The following is a 16,610-nucleotide window of genomic DNA, read 5'->3' on the forward strand; positions in this document are numbered from 1 at the left end:
TCACCCCCGCCATGCGAGCAGATCGATGACGTCGACGCTCGCCGACGCCGCCCACCGACAGGCGACCGCACCGGTCGCCGAGTCGGCGCCGCGTGGTCGCCGGGGACACCTCCACCAGCTCGATTTCCTGCGCGGGAGCACGTTCCTGCTGGTCATCTTCTGTCATGTGTTGACGAACACGAACGCGTCGGACACCTCGTTCGCGACCAACGCGCTCGGCATGTGGGGGCACTTCACCCGCAACGCCTTCTTCTTCCTGACCGGGTTCGTGCTCATGTTCGGCAACTACGACAAGGCCGATTTCGCGTCGATCCGGTTCTGGCGACGCCGCCTGAAGCTCGTCGCGATCCCCTACCTCATCTGGTCGGTCGTCTACTGGGCGTTCTCGGTCGTCGCGGCGAGCGGGTGGTCGCAGCTGCCGTTCTCGCTCGACACCCTGTGGAGCGGTCTGGCGTGGGGCACCGCGGGCTTCCACCTCTACTTCCTGTTCGTGATCATGCAGTTCTATCTGCTGTTCCCGGTGATCCTGTGGATCGTCCGGGCCACGCGGGGACATCACCTCGCGTTGCTGATGGTCAGCGGCGCGGCGCAGCTCGCGATCCTGTGGTCGCTCAACCACCTCAGCGCCCCGGAGGGCAGCTGGCTCTACGTCAACTGGTGGCACGCGTACTCCACCTTCATCCCGTACCAGTTCTTCGTGTTCCTGGGCGGGGTGGCGGCGGTGCACCGCGACCGCGTCGACGCCTGGGTACGCGCCCACGGGTGGTGGATCGTCACCGGTCTCGTCGCGAGCGCCGTCTTCGCCTACGTCACGTACACCCAGCGCGTCGACAGCGGGCAGACCCCCGTCGATGCTGGCTTCGCGCTCAACCCGACGCTGCAGCCCTTCATCTTCTTCGCCATCACCGCGCTCTACAGCGTGGCCGTGCGCTGGTCGGATCGCCGTGACCGCACGCCGCGGTTCAATCGCGTCGTCGCCTACGCCTCGAACCGCTCGTTCGCGATCTTCCTCGCCCACGTCCTGGTGCTGCAGCTGCTGATCCTGCCGCGCATCGATGTCACCTCGAAGGGCTGGTTCGAGCAACACCTGGGCGTGCCGTGGGCCACGATCGTGGTCTACGTGCTGACCGTCGCGATCACGCTCGTCGTCGCCGAGGTGTTGCGGCGCGCACCGTTTGCGCTGTATCTGACGGGCCGCCCGAGAATTCCGTTTCGCCGTGATCGCGCGTCGGCGGCGGCGGAGCGGAAGGGTACCGAGCGAGCGCTCGAACCTACTCGCGGGTAACCAACATCACCCCAGGTGAGAACTTAGGTGAACCTTCGCTGCGCGCACCGGCCACCAGGCCTTAACGTTTAGGCAAGGACACCTGGGCATCGGCCGCGATCGCCCTGGAGAGAAAGGCCCCTCGCCTTGAGCGCCACGACGATCACGATCGGCTCCATCGCCGCACTCATCAGCCTCGGCTGCTGGGCTCTGTTCTTCTCGGGTGTGTGGAAGATGATCCGCACCATCGCCCAGGGACAACGCGACACCACCCGGCTGACGCCGGTCATCCCCCGCTTCAAGCAGATGATGATCGAGTTCGTCGCCCACACGCGGATGGTCAAGTTCCGCACCGTCGGCTGGGCGCACTGGCTGGTGATGATGGGCTTCGTCGTCGGTTCGCTGCTGTGGTTCGAGGCCTACGGTCAGACGTTCAACCCGGAGTTCCACTGGCCGCTGTTCGGCGACACCTTCGTGTGGCACCTGCTCGACGAGCTGCTGGGCATCGGCACCGTCGTCGGCATCGTGACCCTGATGATCATCCGCCAGCTCAACCACCCGCGTGTGCCCGAGCGGCTGTCGCGGTTCGGTGGGTCGAACTTCCGCGCGGCCTACTTCGTCGAGGCCGTGGTGCTGCTCGAGGGCCTCGGCATGATCTTCGTCAAGGCCGGCAAGATCGCGACCTTCGGCGACGGGCACGTCGGCTCGGACTTCTTCACGATGCAGGTCGCGAAGCTCCTGCCGGAGAGCCCGCTGCTGGTGTCGATCTTCGCCGCCATCAAGCTGCTGTCGGGCATGGTGTGGCTGGCCGTGGTCGGCCGTCGCATCACCTGGGGCGTTGCGTGGCACCGTTTCTCGGCGTTCTTCAACATCTACTTCAAGCGTGAGGACGACGGCGGCGTCGCGCTCGGCGCGGCCAAGCCGATGATGTCGCGCGGCGAACTGCTCGTCATGGAGGAGGCCGACCCCGACGTCGACGCCTTCGGCGCCGGCAAGATCGAGGACTTCACCTGGAAGGGCTGGCTCGACTTCACCACGTGTACCGAATGTGGTCGCTGCCAGAGCCAGTGTCCGGCGTGGAACACCGGTAAGCCGTTGTCGCCCAAGCTGTTGATCACCTCGCTGCGTGACCACGGCTACGCCAAGGCGCCCTACCTGCTGGCCGGTGGACGCACCGATTCCGCCGGCGACGAGGTCGGACTCGTCGACGCCGACGGCAACGTCGACCAGGCCCGACTCGACAAGATCCCGGCCGCCGCGCGCGCCGAGGCCGCACGTCCCCTCGTCGGACCCAGCGAGGGCGAGGGCGCCGGCGGCGTCATCGACACCGACACCCTGTGGAGCTGCACCAACTGCGGTGCCTGCGTGGAGCAGTGCCCCGTCGACATCGAGCACGTCGACCACATCATCGACATGCGCCGCTACCAGGTGCTCATCGAGTCCGACTTCCCGTCCGAGCTCGCCGGCCTGTTCAAGAACCTCGAGAACAAGGGCAACCCCTGGGGTCAGAACTCCAAGGACCGCACCAACTGGATCGACGAGATCGACATCGACATCCCCGTCTACGGACAGGACGTCGACACGTTCGAGGGCTTCGAGTACCTCTTCTGGGTCGGTTGCGCCGGCGCCTACGAGGACCGCGCGAAGAAGACCACCAAGGCCGTCGCCGAGCTCCTCGACATCGCCGCGGTGAACTTCCTCGTGCTCGGCGAGGGCGAGACCTGCACCGGTGACTCGGCGCGCCGCTCGGGCAACGAGTTCCTGTTCCAGATGCTCGCGCAGCAGAACATCGAGACGCTCGGCGAGATGTTCGCCACCGCACCCGGTCAGCGCAAGAAGATCGTCGTCACCTGCGCGCACTGCTTCAACGCCCTGGGCAACGAGTACCCGCAGGTGGGTGGCGACTACGAGGTCGTCCACCACACCCAGCTCCTCAACCGCCTGGTGCGCGACAAGCGACTCATCCCCGTGGCCCCGGTGGCCGAGGACGTGACCTACCACGACCCCTGCTTCCTGGGCCGGCACAACAAGGTCTACGAGGAGCCCCGCGAGCTGATGGCGGCGTCGGGGTCGGCGCTGCGCGAGATGCCGCGCCACGGCGAACGTTCCATGTGCTGCGGCGCCGGTGGCGCCCGCATGTGGATGGAGGAGTCGATCGGCAAGCGCATCAACCTCGATCGGGTCGACGAGGCCCTCGAGACCCTCGACGGGTCGGGCGAGAAGAACCAGAAGATCGCGACCGGCTGCCCGTTCTGCAAGGTGATGCTCAGCGACGGCACCACCGCCAAGACCAGCGGCACCGACCTCGAGAACAAGGTCGAGGTCGTCGACGTGGCGCAGCTGTTGCTGGAGTCGGTCACCCGCGGCGCCGCCGAGATCAAGCGTGGCGGACGCTTCCTCGGCCCCGCCCTGAGCGGAGCGAGCGTCAACGCCACGGTCGGTACCGCGACGCTCGACAAGACCGACGCGAAGGCGGAGGCGGTGACCGAGCAGACGACCGCGGCCGAACCCGCCGAGGCCGCCGCGCAGGCGACCGGCACCGCCGTGAAGGAGAAGCCGAAGGTCGGGCTCGGCATGGGCGGCGGCATGAAGCGTCCCGGCCAGGCCGCCAAGGCCGACGCGCCCGCCAAGGACACCTCCACGGAGTCGAAGGCCGCGCCCGCCGAGGCGTCGTCGACCGTGGCCGCACCGGAACCGAAGGCCAAGGGCTTCGGCATGGCCGGCGGCATGAAGCGACCGGGTCAGGCCGCGAAGGCCGCACCGGCCGCCGAGTCGACGGCGCCGGCCGAGACATCGGAGGAAAAGGCAGAGCCCGCAGCCGATGCGTCGGCGTCCGCACCGGAGAAGTCGGAGTCGGTGGCCGCACCGGAACCGAAGGCCAAGGGTTTCGGGATGTCCGGCGGGATCAAGCGCCCCGGTCAGGCCGCCAAGGCCGCACCGGCCGCGAAGGCCGAGTCGACGGCCACGGAGCCGCAGGCCGAGCCCGCCAAGGCCGAGTCCGCAAAGACCGAGCCCGCAGAGACCGACTCGGCGGCGGCCGAGCCTGCGAAGGCCGAGTCCGCACCGAGTGATTCCGCGTCGGCCGAATCCGCGGCTCCCGCACCGGAACCCAAGGCCAAGGGCTTCGGGATGGGTGCGGCGAAGCGTCCGGGCCAGGCGGCGAAGACGTCGGCTCCGGCCGCACCGAAGGCCGAGGCCACACCGGCCGAACCCGAGAAGACCGAACCCGAGAAGACCGAGCCCGAGCAGACCCAGCCGGAGAAGACCGAGCCCACCAAGGCCGAGTCGAACGGGGCCGAGTCGAACGGGGCTGAGTCGAACGGGACCGCCGAGTCGAACGGGAACGCCGAGTCCAACGGCACCCCCGAGTCGAACGGGAACGCGGAGTCCGCGGGGAACGGCAGCTCGTCCGGCGACGCGAAGGTGATCACCGAGACCGGCGCGTCGAAGGCGGCGGGGTTCGGTATCGCGGCGGGGAAGAAGCGCCCCGGCGCCTGAGACCTGCGCTGTCTGTTTCGGGACAGACGTCGTGTTGTGAGTAACACCAAAAGGTGACGCCAGACGGTGGTCCACCGCATAGCGACCGAGACCGGCCGGTGCACGCGCCCGCGTGCGCCGGCCGGTCTCGTCGTCGGTGGGGTGATGGCGCACCGTGTCGATGACCGCGATCACGACACCCGGCCGCCGCGTCGCCGTGAATCGTTGCCGCCCAACGTCTTCGGAACTCCCGGCGCACCGACCACCCGACTGTCGCGGATGCGGACGGACATCGCCACGATGCACCCGGACCCGCTCCCGACCGCACGCACCCCGACGGCCACGTCGAGCGTGGTCATCACCACATTGCGTCGATCTGCACGTTTTCGGAGGTCCGCAACACGACACGCCTGGCTATCATTTCGCGGTACGTTCGATCGACAGCGGGTGTCGCTGTCGTCATCGCGATCGACGAGAGGGGCGCCGCGTGTCAGCGCAGCACGGCGTGCCCGGTTCCTCCGAATCGGCCCCGACTCCCGTCGACCCCGGCGCGGACGCCGATCTACAGCAATCGGCCGTCTCGATTCCCGATGAACATCTCGCCGTGGTGGCGATCCGCATGGAAGCCGCCGACCGCATCGCCGCGGCGTTCGGTCCCGGCGCCGGATCGGCGGTGCGTGGGGCCACGATGACCGCTCTCGCCGAGCTCGTCGGCGACCGCGGCGCGGTCCTGCGGGCGACACCCGATCACGTCGCGATCCTTGTCGACTCCTCCACCGCCGACCTCGACGACCTGGTGAAAGCGCTGAGCCGGCGCCTGGCCACCACCATCGACGTCGACGACGTCTCCTACTTCGTGCAGACCCACATCGGTGTGGCACTCCCCGGTGACGTCCCGCTGGACTCCCCCACCTCCCCATCGAACGGCATCGACGCGATCGGATCCCGCCGGGCCGACGACCTCATGCAGGCGGCCATCGCGGCCGTCCACTCGGCGTTCACCCGCGGAGCCCATCTCGCCTATGCCTCCGAGGTGTCGATCACGAGCCTGCAGCGCGAGGTCGAACTGGCCGCCGAACTGGCGACGGCGGTCGGCGAGGCGTTCACGCTGCACTATCAGCCGATCGTCACCGTCGACGGCCTCGAGGTGGTCGGCTACGAGTCGCTGCTGCGGTGGACCGTCGACAACCGCGTCCGTCTACCGGGCACGTTCCTCGACGCCGCCGAGGAGACATCCCTGATCGTGCCGATCGGCCGGTGGGGGGTCGCCGAGGCCATCCGACAGCTCGCCGTCTGGCAGGCCCAGACCGGCAACCCACGGTTGTTCATGTCGGTGAACTTCTCGTCACAGCAGCTGTTCGACCGCGACCTCGCCGCGCACATCTCCGCCATCCTCGCCCAGCACTCCGTCGCCGGCGAGACCCTGTGGATCGAGGTGACCGAACGCGACATGATCACCACCGACTCCCCCGCGTCGGCGACGATCCACGAGCTCGCGGCGCTGGGCTGCATCATCTGCGTCGACGACCTCGGTACGGGATACGCCGCGCTGCGCTACATGGTCGATCACCCGATCAGCGTCGCGAAGATCGATCGGTCGCTGGTCGCCGACATGGGCGACGACCCGACCAAACGGAGCATCGTCGAGACGGTGTGCCGCCTGTCCGACGAGCTCGGCATCGTCAGTGTCGCCGAGGGCGTCGAGGACCGCTCCCAGGTGGCGTTGCTGCGGGAGGTCGGGTTCACCCACGCGCAGGGATACCTCTTCGGCCGTCCGCAGCCCGCTCCGGCGATCACCCCGCCCGCCGCACGCGTCTGACCGACCACGCCGCCCGTGGCGTTTATCGCGTTGCGCGGGGTGCGATCATGGATCGGTGAGCAGACCGCGCGTACCCCACGTCACCACCACCCTCAAGCCACTCGAGCAGTCCGCGAAACTCCGCGACGTCTGCTACGAGATCCGTGGACCGGTGCACGCCCACGCAGCACGCCTCGAGGCCGAGGGACACCGCATCCTCAAGCTCAACATCGGCAACCCGGCCCTGTTCGGCTTCGCCGCCCCCGACGTGATCATGCGCGACATGATCCACGCGATGCCGTACTCGCAGGGCTACTCCGAATCGGCCGGCGTCCTCTCGGCCCGACGTGCCGTGGTGACGCGCTACGAGACGATCCCCGACTTCCCGTACTTCGACGTCGACGACGTCTTCCTCGGCAACGGCGTCTCCGAGCTCATCACGATGACCATGCAGGCGCTGCTCGACGACGGCGACGAGGTCCTCATCCCGGCGCCGGACTATCCCCTGTGGACGGCCATGACCGCGCTCGGCGGTGGGAAGCCCGTGCACTATCTGTGCGACGAGGCCAACGAGTGGAATCCCGACATCGCCGATCTCGAGTCGAAGATCACCCCCCGGACGAAGGCCCTGGTGGTCATCAACCCGAACAACCCGACCGGCGCGGTGTATTCGCGTGAGATCCTCACCCAGCTGGTCGATCTCGCTCGCAAGCACTCACTGCTGCTGCTCGCCGACGAGATCTACGACAAGATCCTCTACGACGACGCCGAGCACATCAACATCGCGTCACTGGCCCCGGATCTGCTGTGCCTCACCTTCAACGGACTCTCGAAGGCGTACCGGGTGTGCGGCTACCGCGCGGGATGGGTCGCGATCACCGGACCGAAGGACCACGCGAAGGGGTTCATCGAGGGCCTCTCCCTGCTCGCGTCGACCCGACTGTGCTCGAATGTGCCCGCCCAGCACGCGATCCAGGTCGCACTCGGCGGGTACCAGAGCATCGACGACCTCGTGAAACCCGGCGGCCGCCTGCTCGAGCAGCGGAACGTGACGTGGCAGAAGCTCAACGAGATCCCCGGGGTGTCGTGTGTGAAGCCGATGGGTGCGCTGTACGCGTTCCCGAAGATCGACCGCGAGTACTACGACATCCACGATGACGAACTCTTGGTGCAGGATCTGTTGTTACGCGAGAAGATCCTGGTCGTGCAGGGCACCGGGTTCAACTGGCCGACACCGGATCATCTGCGGATCGTGACGCTGCCGTGGTCGCGTGATCTCGTCGACGCCGTCGAACGACTGGGCAACTTTCTCTCCGGGTACCGGCAGTAGCGCAGGCGGCGATCCCGGGTCGCGGCGCGTCAGTCGCCCGTGCACGCGCATCACGAAACGGATCGGCGCCGGGATGTGTTGCCGGAGAACGGCGTGTTTGCGCACGTAGACCGGTATCTCCCACAGCGCCCAGGTCCCGGCGGCGAAGACCGCGGAATCACCGGGGTGCAGCACGCGTGAGGGGCAGCCGGGGGCCGAGACACGTACCGCACCATCGATGATGTGCACGGTCTCGTCCGCCGGGAAGTACCAGTCGAAGACACCGGCCGTGCAGTCCCACACCCAGGTCGTGGTGCTGCCGTCGCGGCTCGAGTCGCACCGCGCCTCGCGCGCGACGGGTGACCCCGAGCGGATCCACGCCGGATTGACCGGGGAGACAACCATGTCGACGTCGTCGGGTGTGTAGGCCCTGATCGCAGGTACGGCGGTCGGGTGTCGGCGGGGCATCGCGGCTCTCTCGGTTGTCGAGGACGGGAGGGTACGCCACGGTATCGGATAAATCGGACGTCGGAAACTTCTGTGGTGTGTTCGTACTCCCGGGGCGAGTCATGCACTTCACTCCACACTGGACATTCTCACTAGTGAATCTGTGCCAAGATGTACTCGGTAACGCGGTTCGTGTGGGGACACGTGCGTTCCAGGGGGAAGGTGATCCGCGTCGTCGGGTCACGGAGTTCCATGTTTTGGGGGAGTCATGAGCGTCAGGAATTTTCGTGGCGTGGCCGAGGTCACGTCGCCACCGCGACGTGTCCGTCGTGTGGCTTTCGGCCGCCAGCGCATCGACGCGTTCCTGGTCGCGCTGGAACTGGTCATCGTCACGATCCTGCTCGCCACCGCCACGCAGCAGCGGTGGCCCATCCCCGAGGCGGCGGTCTTCGTCGCCCTGCTGGGCACCGGTGGCCTCTACCGTTCGCGCCTCAACGCCTCTGCGCTGGAGGTACTTCCGCGTCTCGCCGGCTTCTGCGTGCTCGCCACCCTCGCCGTCGTCGTGGTGTTCGATCCCACGACACCCATCCTGCGCGCGGGCATCGAGGCCCTCGGTGTCGCGTCGGTGCTGTTCGTGCTGCGGGTCCTCTACTACGCGGTCGTGCGGGCGAGACGCCGCAGCAGCCCCGCCATGCGTTCGCGCACCGCGATCGTCGGCGGCGGCATGGTCGCCTCGAAGATCCTGCAGAACCTCGAGCAGCACCCGGAGTTCGGGCTCGAACCGGTCATCGTGGTCGACTCCGACCCCCTCCCCGAGATCGTCGAGTGGGGGACGCCGGTCACCGACGGTGTCGAGAACCTGCGTGAGATCGTGATGCGTCACGACGTCGAGACGGTGATCGTCGCGTTCAGTCGCACCACCGATCAGAACTACGTGTCCCCGCTGCGCCAGTGCGACGACCTCGACTGCGAGATCTTCATCGTCCCGCGCCTGTTCGAGTTCGTCCATCTCACCAACGACATGGACCGTGTGCACACCGTCCCACTCGTCCACGTCCGCCGCAGCGCCCAGCGCGCATGGTGTTGGCACGCAAAACGTCTCGTGGATCTCGTCGTCTCGTCCCTGGCCCTCCTCCTGGTGTCCCCGGTCCTGCTCGTGTGCGCGCTGGCCGTCGCGGTCACCGACCGCAGCGGGCCGATCATCTTCAAGCAGCAGCGCACCGGACGCAACGGAACCCTGTTCAACCTGTACAAGTTCCGGTCGATGCGACCGGTGTCGGCGGCGACCTCCGACATCGACTGGAGTCCCGACCGGACCCTGCGACTCACCGCCGTCGGACGCTTCCTGCGCAAGACCTCGATCGACGAGTTGCCGCAGCTGTGGAACGTGGTGCGCGGCGACATGTCGCTGGTCGGTCCGCGCCCCGAACGGCCGCACTTCGTGGAGCAGTTCGAGAGCACCGTGCCGTCCTACCAGCACCGCCACCGTGTACACGTCGGTCTCACCGGCTGGGCCGCGATCAACGGGCTGCGCGGCGACACGAGCATCGACGACCGCGCGATCTACGACAACTTCTACATCGAGAACTGGAGCATCTGGCTCGACGCCAAGATCGTGCTGCTCACCTTCAAGGCGATGCTGCGCGGTACCGGCTCCTGACCCCTCAGTGGGTCTCGGCCAGCACGACCGCCATCGCGTGACAGTCGGTGTGCGACAGGGTGAGGACGATCTCGCCCCACCTCTGCGCCCGCGCCCGACGCGCCATCTCACCGTGGAGTCGCAGCGTGGGTGCGACACCGGCTCCGACGACCTCGATCTCGGTGGGCACCGTCGCCTCGTCGGTGACGGCGAGCGCCTTGATCACCGCCTCCTTGGCCGCGAACCGCGCCGCGAGTCGCGCGGTGTCACCCCCTGCCGCGGCGAGCTCACCCGCGGTGAACACCCGTGTCAGGAACCGGTCACCGAACGCCTCCACCGATTCGACGATGTCGGACAGGGACACGAGGTCGCATCCGAGTGCGTGACTCACCGCGCCACCGAGTCGACCAGGGTCCGCATGGAACGCCGGAAGGTGCTGCGCGAGAACATGTCCGCGTGACGGGCGATACCGGCAGGATCCAGGGCGCCGTCGTCGAACGACGCCATCGCCTCGGCGAGACGGGCAACGACCTCGTCGTCGGAGCCGCCCGGCACCAGGACACCCGAGACGCCCGGCACCACCGTGTCGAGCGCACCACCGTCGGCGAGGGCGATCACCGGGGTACCGCTCGCCATCGCCTCCACCGGGACGATCCCGAAATCCTCGACACCGGGCATGACGAGGGCGCGCGCGGTCTGCTGCAGCCGCGTCATCTCCGCGTCGTCGACACGTCCGAGGAACGTGGTCTCCGGTCCGGCGAGGCTCTCGCACAACGCCTGCCAGCGCCCGGACCCGGCGACGACGAGACGCACACCGGCGAGGCGGGCGGCACGGACGGCGAGATCGGGGCGCTTGTAGGGCACGAGGCGGCCGGCGAGCAGGAAGAAGTCACCCCGCGTCGCGCCGGGGTCGACGGTGAAGCGCTCGGTGTCGACCGGCGGATGGATCACCACCGCCTCGCGACCCCACCACCGTTCGATGCGGGTAGCGACCTCGGTGCTGTTGGCCACGACCGCCGTGAGCCTCGGCGCCGCGCCGGATTCGGCCCGCCGCGCCACCGCCGCGAGGGCGGCCAAAGCAGTCCGTCCCGCCGGACCCGAGGCCTCTCCGGCGCGCATCTCCCGATCCCAGGCCCACCGGGCCGGGGAGTGGACGTAGGCGATGGTCGGGATGTCGCCGGCGGCATGCGCGGCCGACACCGCGAAGGCGTGGTGGCTGATGACGACGGCATCGACGTCGGCGAAGGAGCTGCGGCGCAGTGCTGTCGGGACGAGCGGCAGCAGCGGCGCGTAGGTGCGCCGACCGATCATCCGGTGGACCGCATCGAGTCGGGACACGTCGACACGTCCCCGTAAGACGTCGACGACGGCGTCGGGGTCGGAGATCGGCACCCGCAGCTGCGCGTCGGGCCATTCGACGGCGAGTTGTTCGACGACGTGTTCGCTGCCCGCTATCTCGGTGAGCCGCTCGTGGACGAGGGCGATCCGCGACCCGCTCACGTGGACACCGCGACGGTCACCGGCGCCGAGAGGTCGAGGCTGTGGACGCGCCCCCGGGGACCACGTACGACGTCGGTCCCGTCTGCGGGGGTGAGCGTGACCTCGTAGGGTCGGCCGGCGGCGAGATGGAAGACCGAATCGGCCGGAGTCCATCCGGGGCAGTCGATCTCGACCCATCGTGCGGTGACCGACGACTCCAGCCGCACCGACCACCCTCCGTCGACGACGAGGGCCGACGCCTGCAGTGTGCCCGCGGGGATCACGACGGTCTCGGTGGCGGGGCGCACGGCGAACACCTCGCGGCACCGCGGCGCGCCGTCGACGCCGAGCACCACCTCCACGGCGTCGGCGGTGCGCGGCCCGAACCGATGGGCGTCGGAGAGGTCACGGAAGACGCCGGTGATCTCGCTGTCGTACAGCCGCACCGACCCGTGCGGGCCGACGGTGACCTGCGCGACGCCCTCGGCGACCACCGATCCACCGTCGGTGGTCGCGCACAGCGACACCTCCCCAACCACCGGCGCCCCGGTGTCGTTGAGGACGTCGATCACGATGCCGGCGAGTCCCGCGTCGCGCACGAGCACCGTCACCGGGGCCCACACCCGACGGAGAACCGACAGCGGCAGTTTGGGGTCGCCGTCGACGTCGATGAGGCCCCATCCCGCGCCGGGCGTGGTGTCGGCCGCGGTCAACACGAGCGCACCGCCGCAGCGGGGGTCGGTGCGCCAGTGGGCATGACAGGCGGCCATCGCCTCGGCGATCGCGACGCGACCGAGCTGCAGGTGACGCTCGTGGTCGCGGCTGCGCACCGCCGACGGATCGACGCCGAACAGTGCGGCGACGTAGTGGTCTCGGACGTCCTCGAAATCCCAGGTTGATCCGCGGTCACGGGGCACCGCGGCCTTCCACTCCGGGGTGTGCCCCGCGGCCGCCGCGGCGCCGAAGTGCCGCTCGATCGCCGCGGGCGACGGTGGGATGGAGAACGCGAGACACTCGGCGGCGAAACGGACGTCGGCACCGACGACGTCGGCGACCGGGCGTCGGTACCCGCCCACGCCGAACCAGTGGCTGACGCCGGTGTCGGGTCGGAGCGGGAACGCGTCGCTGCCGGGCGGGGCGCTCGGCGACGACTCGACATAGGGCAGACCGTACGCGGCGGCCCGCTCGGCCAGCGTGGTCTCGATCAGGGGCATCGTCCGGCCCTCACGCGGGAGTCCGAGCATCACCGGTTGCTGCACCGTCTCACTCCCGCCGCTGACCACGGCGATCGACGGGTTCCCCGACACCGCGCGCAGCATCGCGTCGAGTTCGGCGGCGACGGTGTCGTCGAGATCGGGCGGCGGGTCGAAGGTGGCGAGCATCGCGTCCTGCCAGATGAGCAGTCCGAGTTCGGCGCAGGCGTCGGCGAACTCGGCGTCCTCGGGCAACAGCCCGCCCGGTATCCGCACCATCGTCGCGCCCGCGTCGGCGAGCAGGTGCAGCCGCCGCCGGATCGCGGCGGGGACGTCAGGCACCGCGCCGGGGCGCACCGGGGTCCACACGGCGCCGCGGGCGAAGATCGGGACGCCGTTGCCGACGAGGGTGAAGCCGCCGTCGGTGGTGTCGACGGCGAGTGTGCGGAAGCCGACGGTCCTCGTGAGACCCGGATCGTCGGCGGTGGCCGCCGTCAGCCGGTAGAGGGGCTGCTCGCCGTACCCGTGGGGCCACCAGAGTCGGGGCCGCGCCACGGTGAGCGTGGTGGAGAACGTCCCGTCGGTCACCACGGCGGTCGACTCGATCGCCTGACCGTCGGGATCGACCAGACGCACGGCCACGGTCGCGGCGTCGGCGTGGTTCCCGTCGGTGTCGAGGCAGCGACCGCGCACGGCGACGACACCCGTGGTCGGGTCGGCGTGGACGTCGAGATCGGTGACCGCGGGCGCGTCGGCAAGCGTGACGCCGCGCCAGAAACCCACCGGCGCGGGCACATCGCCGTAGACCTTCGCGCGACCGAGCAGCGTGGTGCGCGCCCAGCGCAAGCCCTGGGTCGCCACCAGCGACGACCGCCAGCGGCCGCGGGGGCGCCGCGTCGACGCCCACGCGGTGAGCGACCCGAAGCGCACCACGATCCGGTGACGACCCGGACCGACCGTGGTCGCGACGGGCAGGAACATCGACGCCGCGGTCGCCACCTCGACGCCGTCGACGAACACCGAGGCCGGAAAACTCAGTCCCTCGAACACGATTCGTGTGGTCGCCGCGACGTCGGTGTCGGTGACGAACCACCAGTCGACGTCGTCCACCGAGGCGTCCGCGGCGCACAGCGAGCGCCATCCGTCGACCGCGTCGACCACCGTCGGCCGCGGCATCGGTACCCCCGCGGTGAGGACGTCACCGGTGAGGCCGGCGGGGTCGATTACGGCGCCGGCGGTGGTCGCCACCAGCAGACCGCCCGGCAGGGTCGTCGCGACGGCGCTCACCCCACGGAGGTGTCGACGATGTGCAGCGCCGCGTCCCACGCGGTGGCCATCGCCGCCAGCGTCTCGCTCGGGTCGACCGCACGGCCGCGGGCGGCACGCGCCATCCGGAACTGCACCGACTTGGCCCCGGATGCCACCTCCAGGAACGGATCCCGTGCCGCAGCCGCGCCCACCGCGCCCTGCGACTCGAGCCACACCACCACGTCGGCGGCGAGCTCGGCGGTCGAACCGCACTGGCGCAGGGTGGCGAAGGCCCATCGGTGGAAGGTCTCGAGGCCGGCGTCGGGCAGCCACGCGACGGCGTCGCGCACCGAGTCCGCGAGCCGGTCGACCGGGTTGCCCGGGGCACGCCGATCGAGATGCGCGCGTACGAGTTCCAGCGCACGCTCGGGCGCCGCGGGAGTGACGGTGCGGCGGATCTGCTCGGTGTAGGGCGGCAACTCGGGGTGCACACCCGGCCCGAGGCCGAACACGCCGTCGAAGTCCTCGCCGGCGAGGCGGTGGGCTCCGGCGTTGTGCAGGTACACCATCTCCCGTGCGGCGCGGTCCACCGACAGCGGGACGATCGTGGTCTTCACGTGGCCGCTGCGGTAGTCACTGCCCGCGGTGTCGGGCAGCCACCAGCTGTCCACCTCCACGGTGTGCATCAGCCCGCGCTCCGGTCCGCTCTCGACGGTGTCGAGCACCGGACGCCACAGGGCCTCCTCGGTGACCTCGATGCCGTAGAGGACACGCAGGTCGTGCTGTTCGGGCTTGATGAACGTCCACTGCCCGCCGTCGTGGTCGGCGGCGAACACCGAGATGAGCGACGGCACCGGGTCGTGGCCGAGCAGATGCAGGGCCTCGACCCACAGGTCGACGTAGCAGTTCGTCTCCGGCCAGATCCGTTCGGCGTCGGTGTGGATCCGGTGCGCCACATGATGTTCCGGGTCGGCGATACCCGCCGACATGATCATCGGCGCGGCGGTCATGCCGGGACCAGCCTCCCGACGACCGCGGCGAGGCTGTCCACTGTCGCGAATGTCGACTTCTTGAGATCGGTGTCCGGGAATTCGATGTCGAACTCGTCCTCGAGCGCGAGCATCACGTTCACACTCGCGTGCGAGGTGAGACCCAGCTCATAGAGATCGACGGAGCTGTCGACCGACATGGCGTCGACGGCCATCTTGCCGTGCGACACGAGAATACGACGGATCTGGTCCTGCATCGTGCACTTCCCCCTGAATCAGTTGTTGCCGTGAGAACTGTTGCCCGGCCGGGTCTTCCGACCGGCGCGGTGTGACGTCGGGACTCCCCCGCCCCGTGTGACGTCGATCCGGTCGCCCAGTGTGCCGATTGCCTCACCCTCGATGAGGCATCTGCAACTCGTCAAACCTCGACCTTTGCGATACCGTACCGAGGAACGTACCGCAGCACCACGCGTCGGGTCCACGCGCGCTGAGGAGACGTTCACCATCGCCGGGGTCGTTGCCGATGTCGCCGATGCGCACGGCCCACAGATCAATATTTCCGATCACCCGGGGGGGTAAGTTCGGTGACAATCACCGCTGTACGCACGTCCGAAGCCGTCGAGGCACCCGATCCGACCAGTACGGTCGCGGTCGCCGCCGCACACGCCGACGATGTCGATCGCAACGCACGATTCCCGTTCGAGGCCGTCGACGAGATGCGCTCGTCGGGACTGCTGTCCTGCTCACTGCCCGTCGAACTCGGCGGACGCTCCACGTCGATCACCGACCTGTGCGCCATCGGCCGCAAGCTCGGCGCGGTCTGCAGCTCGACGGCCATGATCTTCGCGATGCACCACACCCAGGCACTGTCGCTGCGCTTCCACGCGACCTCGGGTGCGGCCGCCGAGCTCACCCGTGTGATCGCCGAGTCCGACGCGCTTCTGGCCTCGGCGACCACCGAGATCACCACCGGTGGTGACGTCGGCAGCTCCACCTGCGCGGTTGTCGTCTCCAGGGACACAGCCGGGGGCGACACCGTCGTCCTCGACAAGAACGCACCGGTCATCTCCTACGGCGAGTACGCCGACTACGTCTTCGCGACGGCGCGACGCACCCCCGACAGCCCGAGCACCGACCAGGTGCTCGTCGCGTGTCCGCGCGCCGACACCCGGCTCGAGAAGACCGGCACCTGGGACGTTCTCGGCTTCCGCGGCACCTGCAGCCCCGGCTTCCAGCTCCACGCGCAGACCTCGGCCGCCCATGTGCTGCCCGTCGACTACGCCACCATCTCCGCGCACACCATGCTGCCCGCGTCGCACACCCTGTGGGCGTCGGTGTGGCTCGGCATCGCCGACGCCGCGATGACCAAGGCCCGTGCCCAGGTCCGCTCGGCCGCGCGCAAGTCGCCCGGCGGATCGCCGCCGCCCCAGGCGGTGAAGTTCGCCGACCTCACCGTGGTGCACCAGCGCTTCGTGTCGTCGGTGACCCGCGAGATCGACCGCTATGAGGCGTTTCTCGCCAGCGGCGAGGAGCACACCACGGTCGGCTTCACCCTCGCGATGAACAACCTCAAGCTCGACGCGTCGACCACCATCGTCGACGTCGTCATCGGTGCCCTGCAGCTCTGCGGCATCAGCGGATACCGCGAGGACCACCCCGCATCGATGGGGCGCCTGCTCCGCGACGCGTTCGGCCCGCAGCTGATGGTGTCCAACGACCGCATCCGCGCCAACAACGCCCAGCTCGTGCTGGCCTACCGGGGGTGAC

12 protein-coding genes and 1 pseudogene are annotated in these 16,610 nt (G+C 69.1%); 6 read left to right on the plus strand and 7 right to left on the minus strand.

Translation table 11 applies throughout. The annotated features are described in order from the left end of the window. The first annotated feature begins 25 nt into the window (after positions 1-25). Both ASG12_RS20505 and ASG12_RS20510 read left to right on the plus strand, forming a co-directional pair. Entirely contained in the window at positions 26-1,285 is a 1,260-nt protein-coding gene (locus ASG12_RS20505; protein WP_055793628.1) for an acyltransferase, read from the plus strand. Positions 1,286-1,411: 126 nt separating this feature from the next. Beyond that, a complete protein-coding gene (locus ASG12_RS20510) occupies positions 1,412-4,762 on the plus strand; it encodes a (Fe-S)-binding protein (protein WP_055793630.1) in 3,351 nt (1,116 codons plus the stop codon). Between the two features lie 170 nt (positions 4,763-4,932). On the opposite strand, the gene ASG12_RS21830 is transcribed toward ASG12_RS20510, so the two are convergent. Continuing rightward, positions 4,933-5,100, minus strand: a complete 168-nt coding sequence (locus ASG12_RS21830; protein ID WP_156378207.1) for a hypothetical protein — start codon at positions 5,098-5,100, stop codon at positions 4,933-4,935. A gap of 128 nt (positions 5,101-5,228) precedes the next feature. On the opposite strand from ASG12_RS21830, the gene ASG12_RS20515 reads away from it, so the two are divergent. Together ASG12_RS20515 and ASG12_RS20520 are read left to right on the plus strand one after the other, a co-directional pair. After that, positions 5,229-6,560: an EAL domain-containing protein gene (locus ASG12_RS20515; RefSeq protein ID WP_156378208.1), complete on the plus strand. Its 1,332-nt coding sequence runs from the start codon at positions 5,229-5,231 to the stop codon at positions 6,558-6,560. Between the two features lie 55 nt (positions 6,561-6,615). Continuing rightward, on the plus strand, positions 6,616-7,869 hold the full coding sequence (locus ASG12_RS20520; protein ID WP_055793634.1) for a pyridoxal phosphate-dependent aminotransferase: 1,254 nt from the start codon (positions 6,616-6,618) through the stop codon (positions 7,867-7,869). A 153-nt stretch (positions 7,870-8,022) separates the two neighbouring features. Here ASG12_RS20520 and ASG12_RS22375 read toward each other — a convergent pair. Next, positions 8,023-8,151, minus strand: a pseudogene (locus ASG12_RS22375) (cupin domain-containing protein); the annotation flags it as partial. A gap of 475 nt (positions 8,152-8,626) precedes the next feature. Between ASG12_RS22375 and ASG12_RS20530 the strand changes: the two are divergent. Beyond that, positions 8,627-9,955 (plus strand): sugar transferase, encoded by a 1,329-nt coding sequence (locus ASG12_RS20530; RefSeq protein ID WP_235457699.1) that lies wholly within the window; start codon positions 8,627-8,629, stop codon positions 9,953-9,955. Between the two features lie 4 nt (positions 9,956-9,959). Here ASG12_RS20530 and ASG12_RS20535 read toward each other — a convergent pair whose 3' ends face one another. From ASG12_RS20535 to ASG12_RS20555, 5 genes are read right to left on the minus strand one after another with little or no spacing between them, the layout of a single operon-like run. Further along, positions 9,960-10,325, minus strand: a complete 366-nt coding sequence (locus tag ASG12_RS20535; RefSeq protein ID WP_055793640.1) for a holo-ACP synthase — start codon at positions 10,323-10,325, stop codon at positions 9,960-9,962. Beyond that, a complete protein-coding gene (locus ASG12_RS20540) occupies positions 10,322-11,434 on the minus strand; it encodes a glycosyltransferase (RefSeq protein WP_055793642.1) in 1,113 nt (370 codons plus the stop codon). Before ASG12_RS20540 ends, ASG12_RS20535 begins: the two co-directional genes overlap by 4 nt. Next, the gene (locus ASG12_RS20545) at positions 11,431-13,893 is read right to left on the minus strand and encodes a hypothetical protein (protein ID WP_055793644.1); all 2,463 of its coding nucleotides are present in this window, start codon (positions 13,891-13,893) and stop codon (positions 11,431-11,433) included. The genes ASG12_RS20540 and ASG12_RS20545 overlap by 4 nt, the downstream gene beginning before the upstream one ends. Continuing rightward, positions 13,890-14,864 carry a DUF1839 family protein gene (locus ASG12_RS20550; RefSeq protein WP_327197968.1) on the minus strand — a complete coding sequence of 325 codons (975 nt, stop codon included), beginning with the start codon at positions 14,862-14,864 and terminating at the stop codon, positions 13,890-13,892. The genes ASG12_RS20545 and ASG12_RS20550 overlap by 4 nt, the downstream gene beginning before the upstream one ends. After that, the gene (locus ASG12_RS20555) at positions 14,861-15,100 is read right to left on the minus strand and encodes an acyl carrier protein (RefSeq protein WP_055793646.1); all 240 of its coding nucleotides are present in this window, start codon (positions 15,098-15,100) and stop codon (positions 14,861-14,863) included. Before ASG12_RS20555 ends, ASG12_RS20550 begins: the two co-directional genes overlap by 4 nt. A 327-nt stretch (positions 15,101-15,427) precedes the next feature. Here ASG12_RS20555 and ASG12_RS20560 point away from each other — a divergent pair, with 327 nt between their 5' ends. Continuing rightward, a complete protein-coding gene (locus tag ASG12_RS20560; protein WP_235457709.1) occupies positions 15,428-16,609 on the plus strand; it encodes an acyl-CoA dehydrogenase family protein in 1,182 nt (393 codons plus the stop codon). The last annotated feature ends 1 nt before the right edge of the window (position 16,610 follow it).

This window comes from Williamsia sp. Leaf354, assembly GCF_001424365.1.
In the GTDB taxonomy this organism is placed as follows: domain Bacteria; phylum Actinomycetota; class Actinomycetes; order Mycobacteriales; family Mycobacteriaceae; genus Williamsia_A.

Bases quoted from the DNA above. Each gene is read 5' to 3' on its own strand.
- ASG12_RS20505 (WP_055793628.1), top strand. From the start codon at position 26: ATGACGTCGACGCTCGCCGACGCCGCCCACCGACAGGCGACCGCACCG.
- ASG12_RS21830 (WP_156378207.1), bottom strand. From the start codon at position 5,100: ATGACCACGCTCGACGTGGCCGTCGGGGTGCGTGCGGTCGGGAGCGGG.
- ASG12_RS20550 (WP_327197968.1), bottom strand. From the start codon at position 14,864: ATGACCGCCGCGCCGATGATCATGTCGGCGGGTATCGCCGACCCGGAA.
- ASG12_RS20555 (WP_055793646.1), bottom strand. From the start codon at position 15,100: ATGCAGGACCAGATCCGTCGTATTCTCGTGTCGCACGGCAAGATGGCC.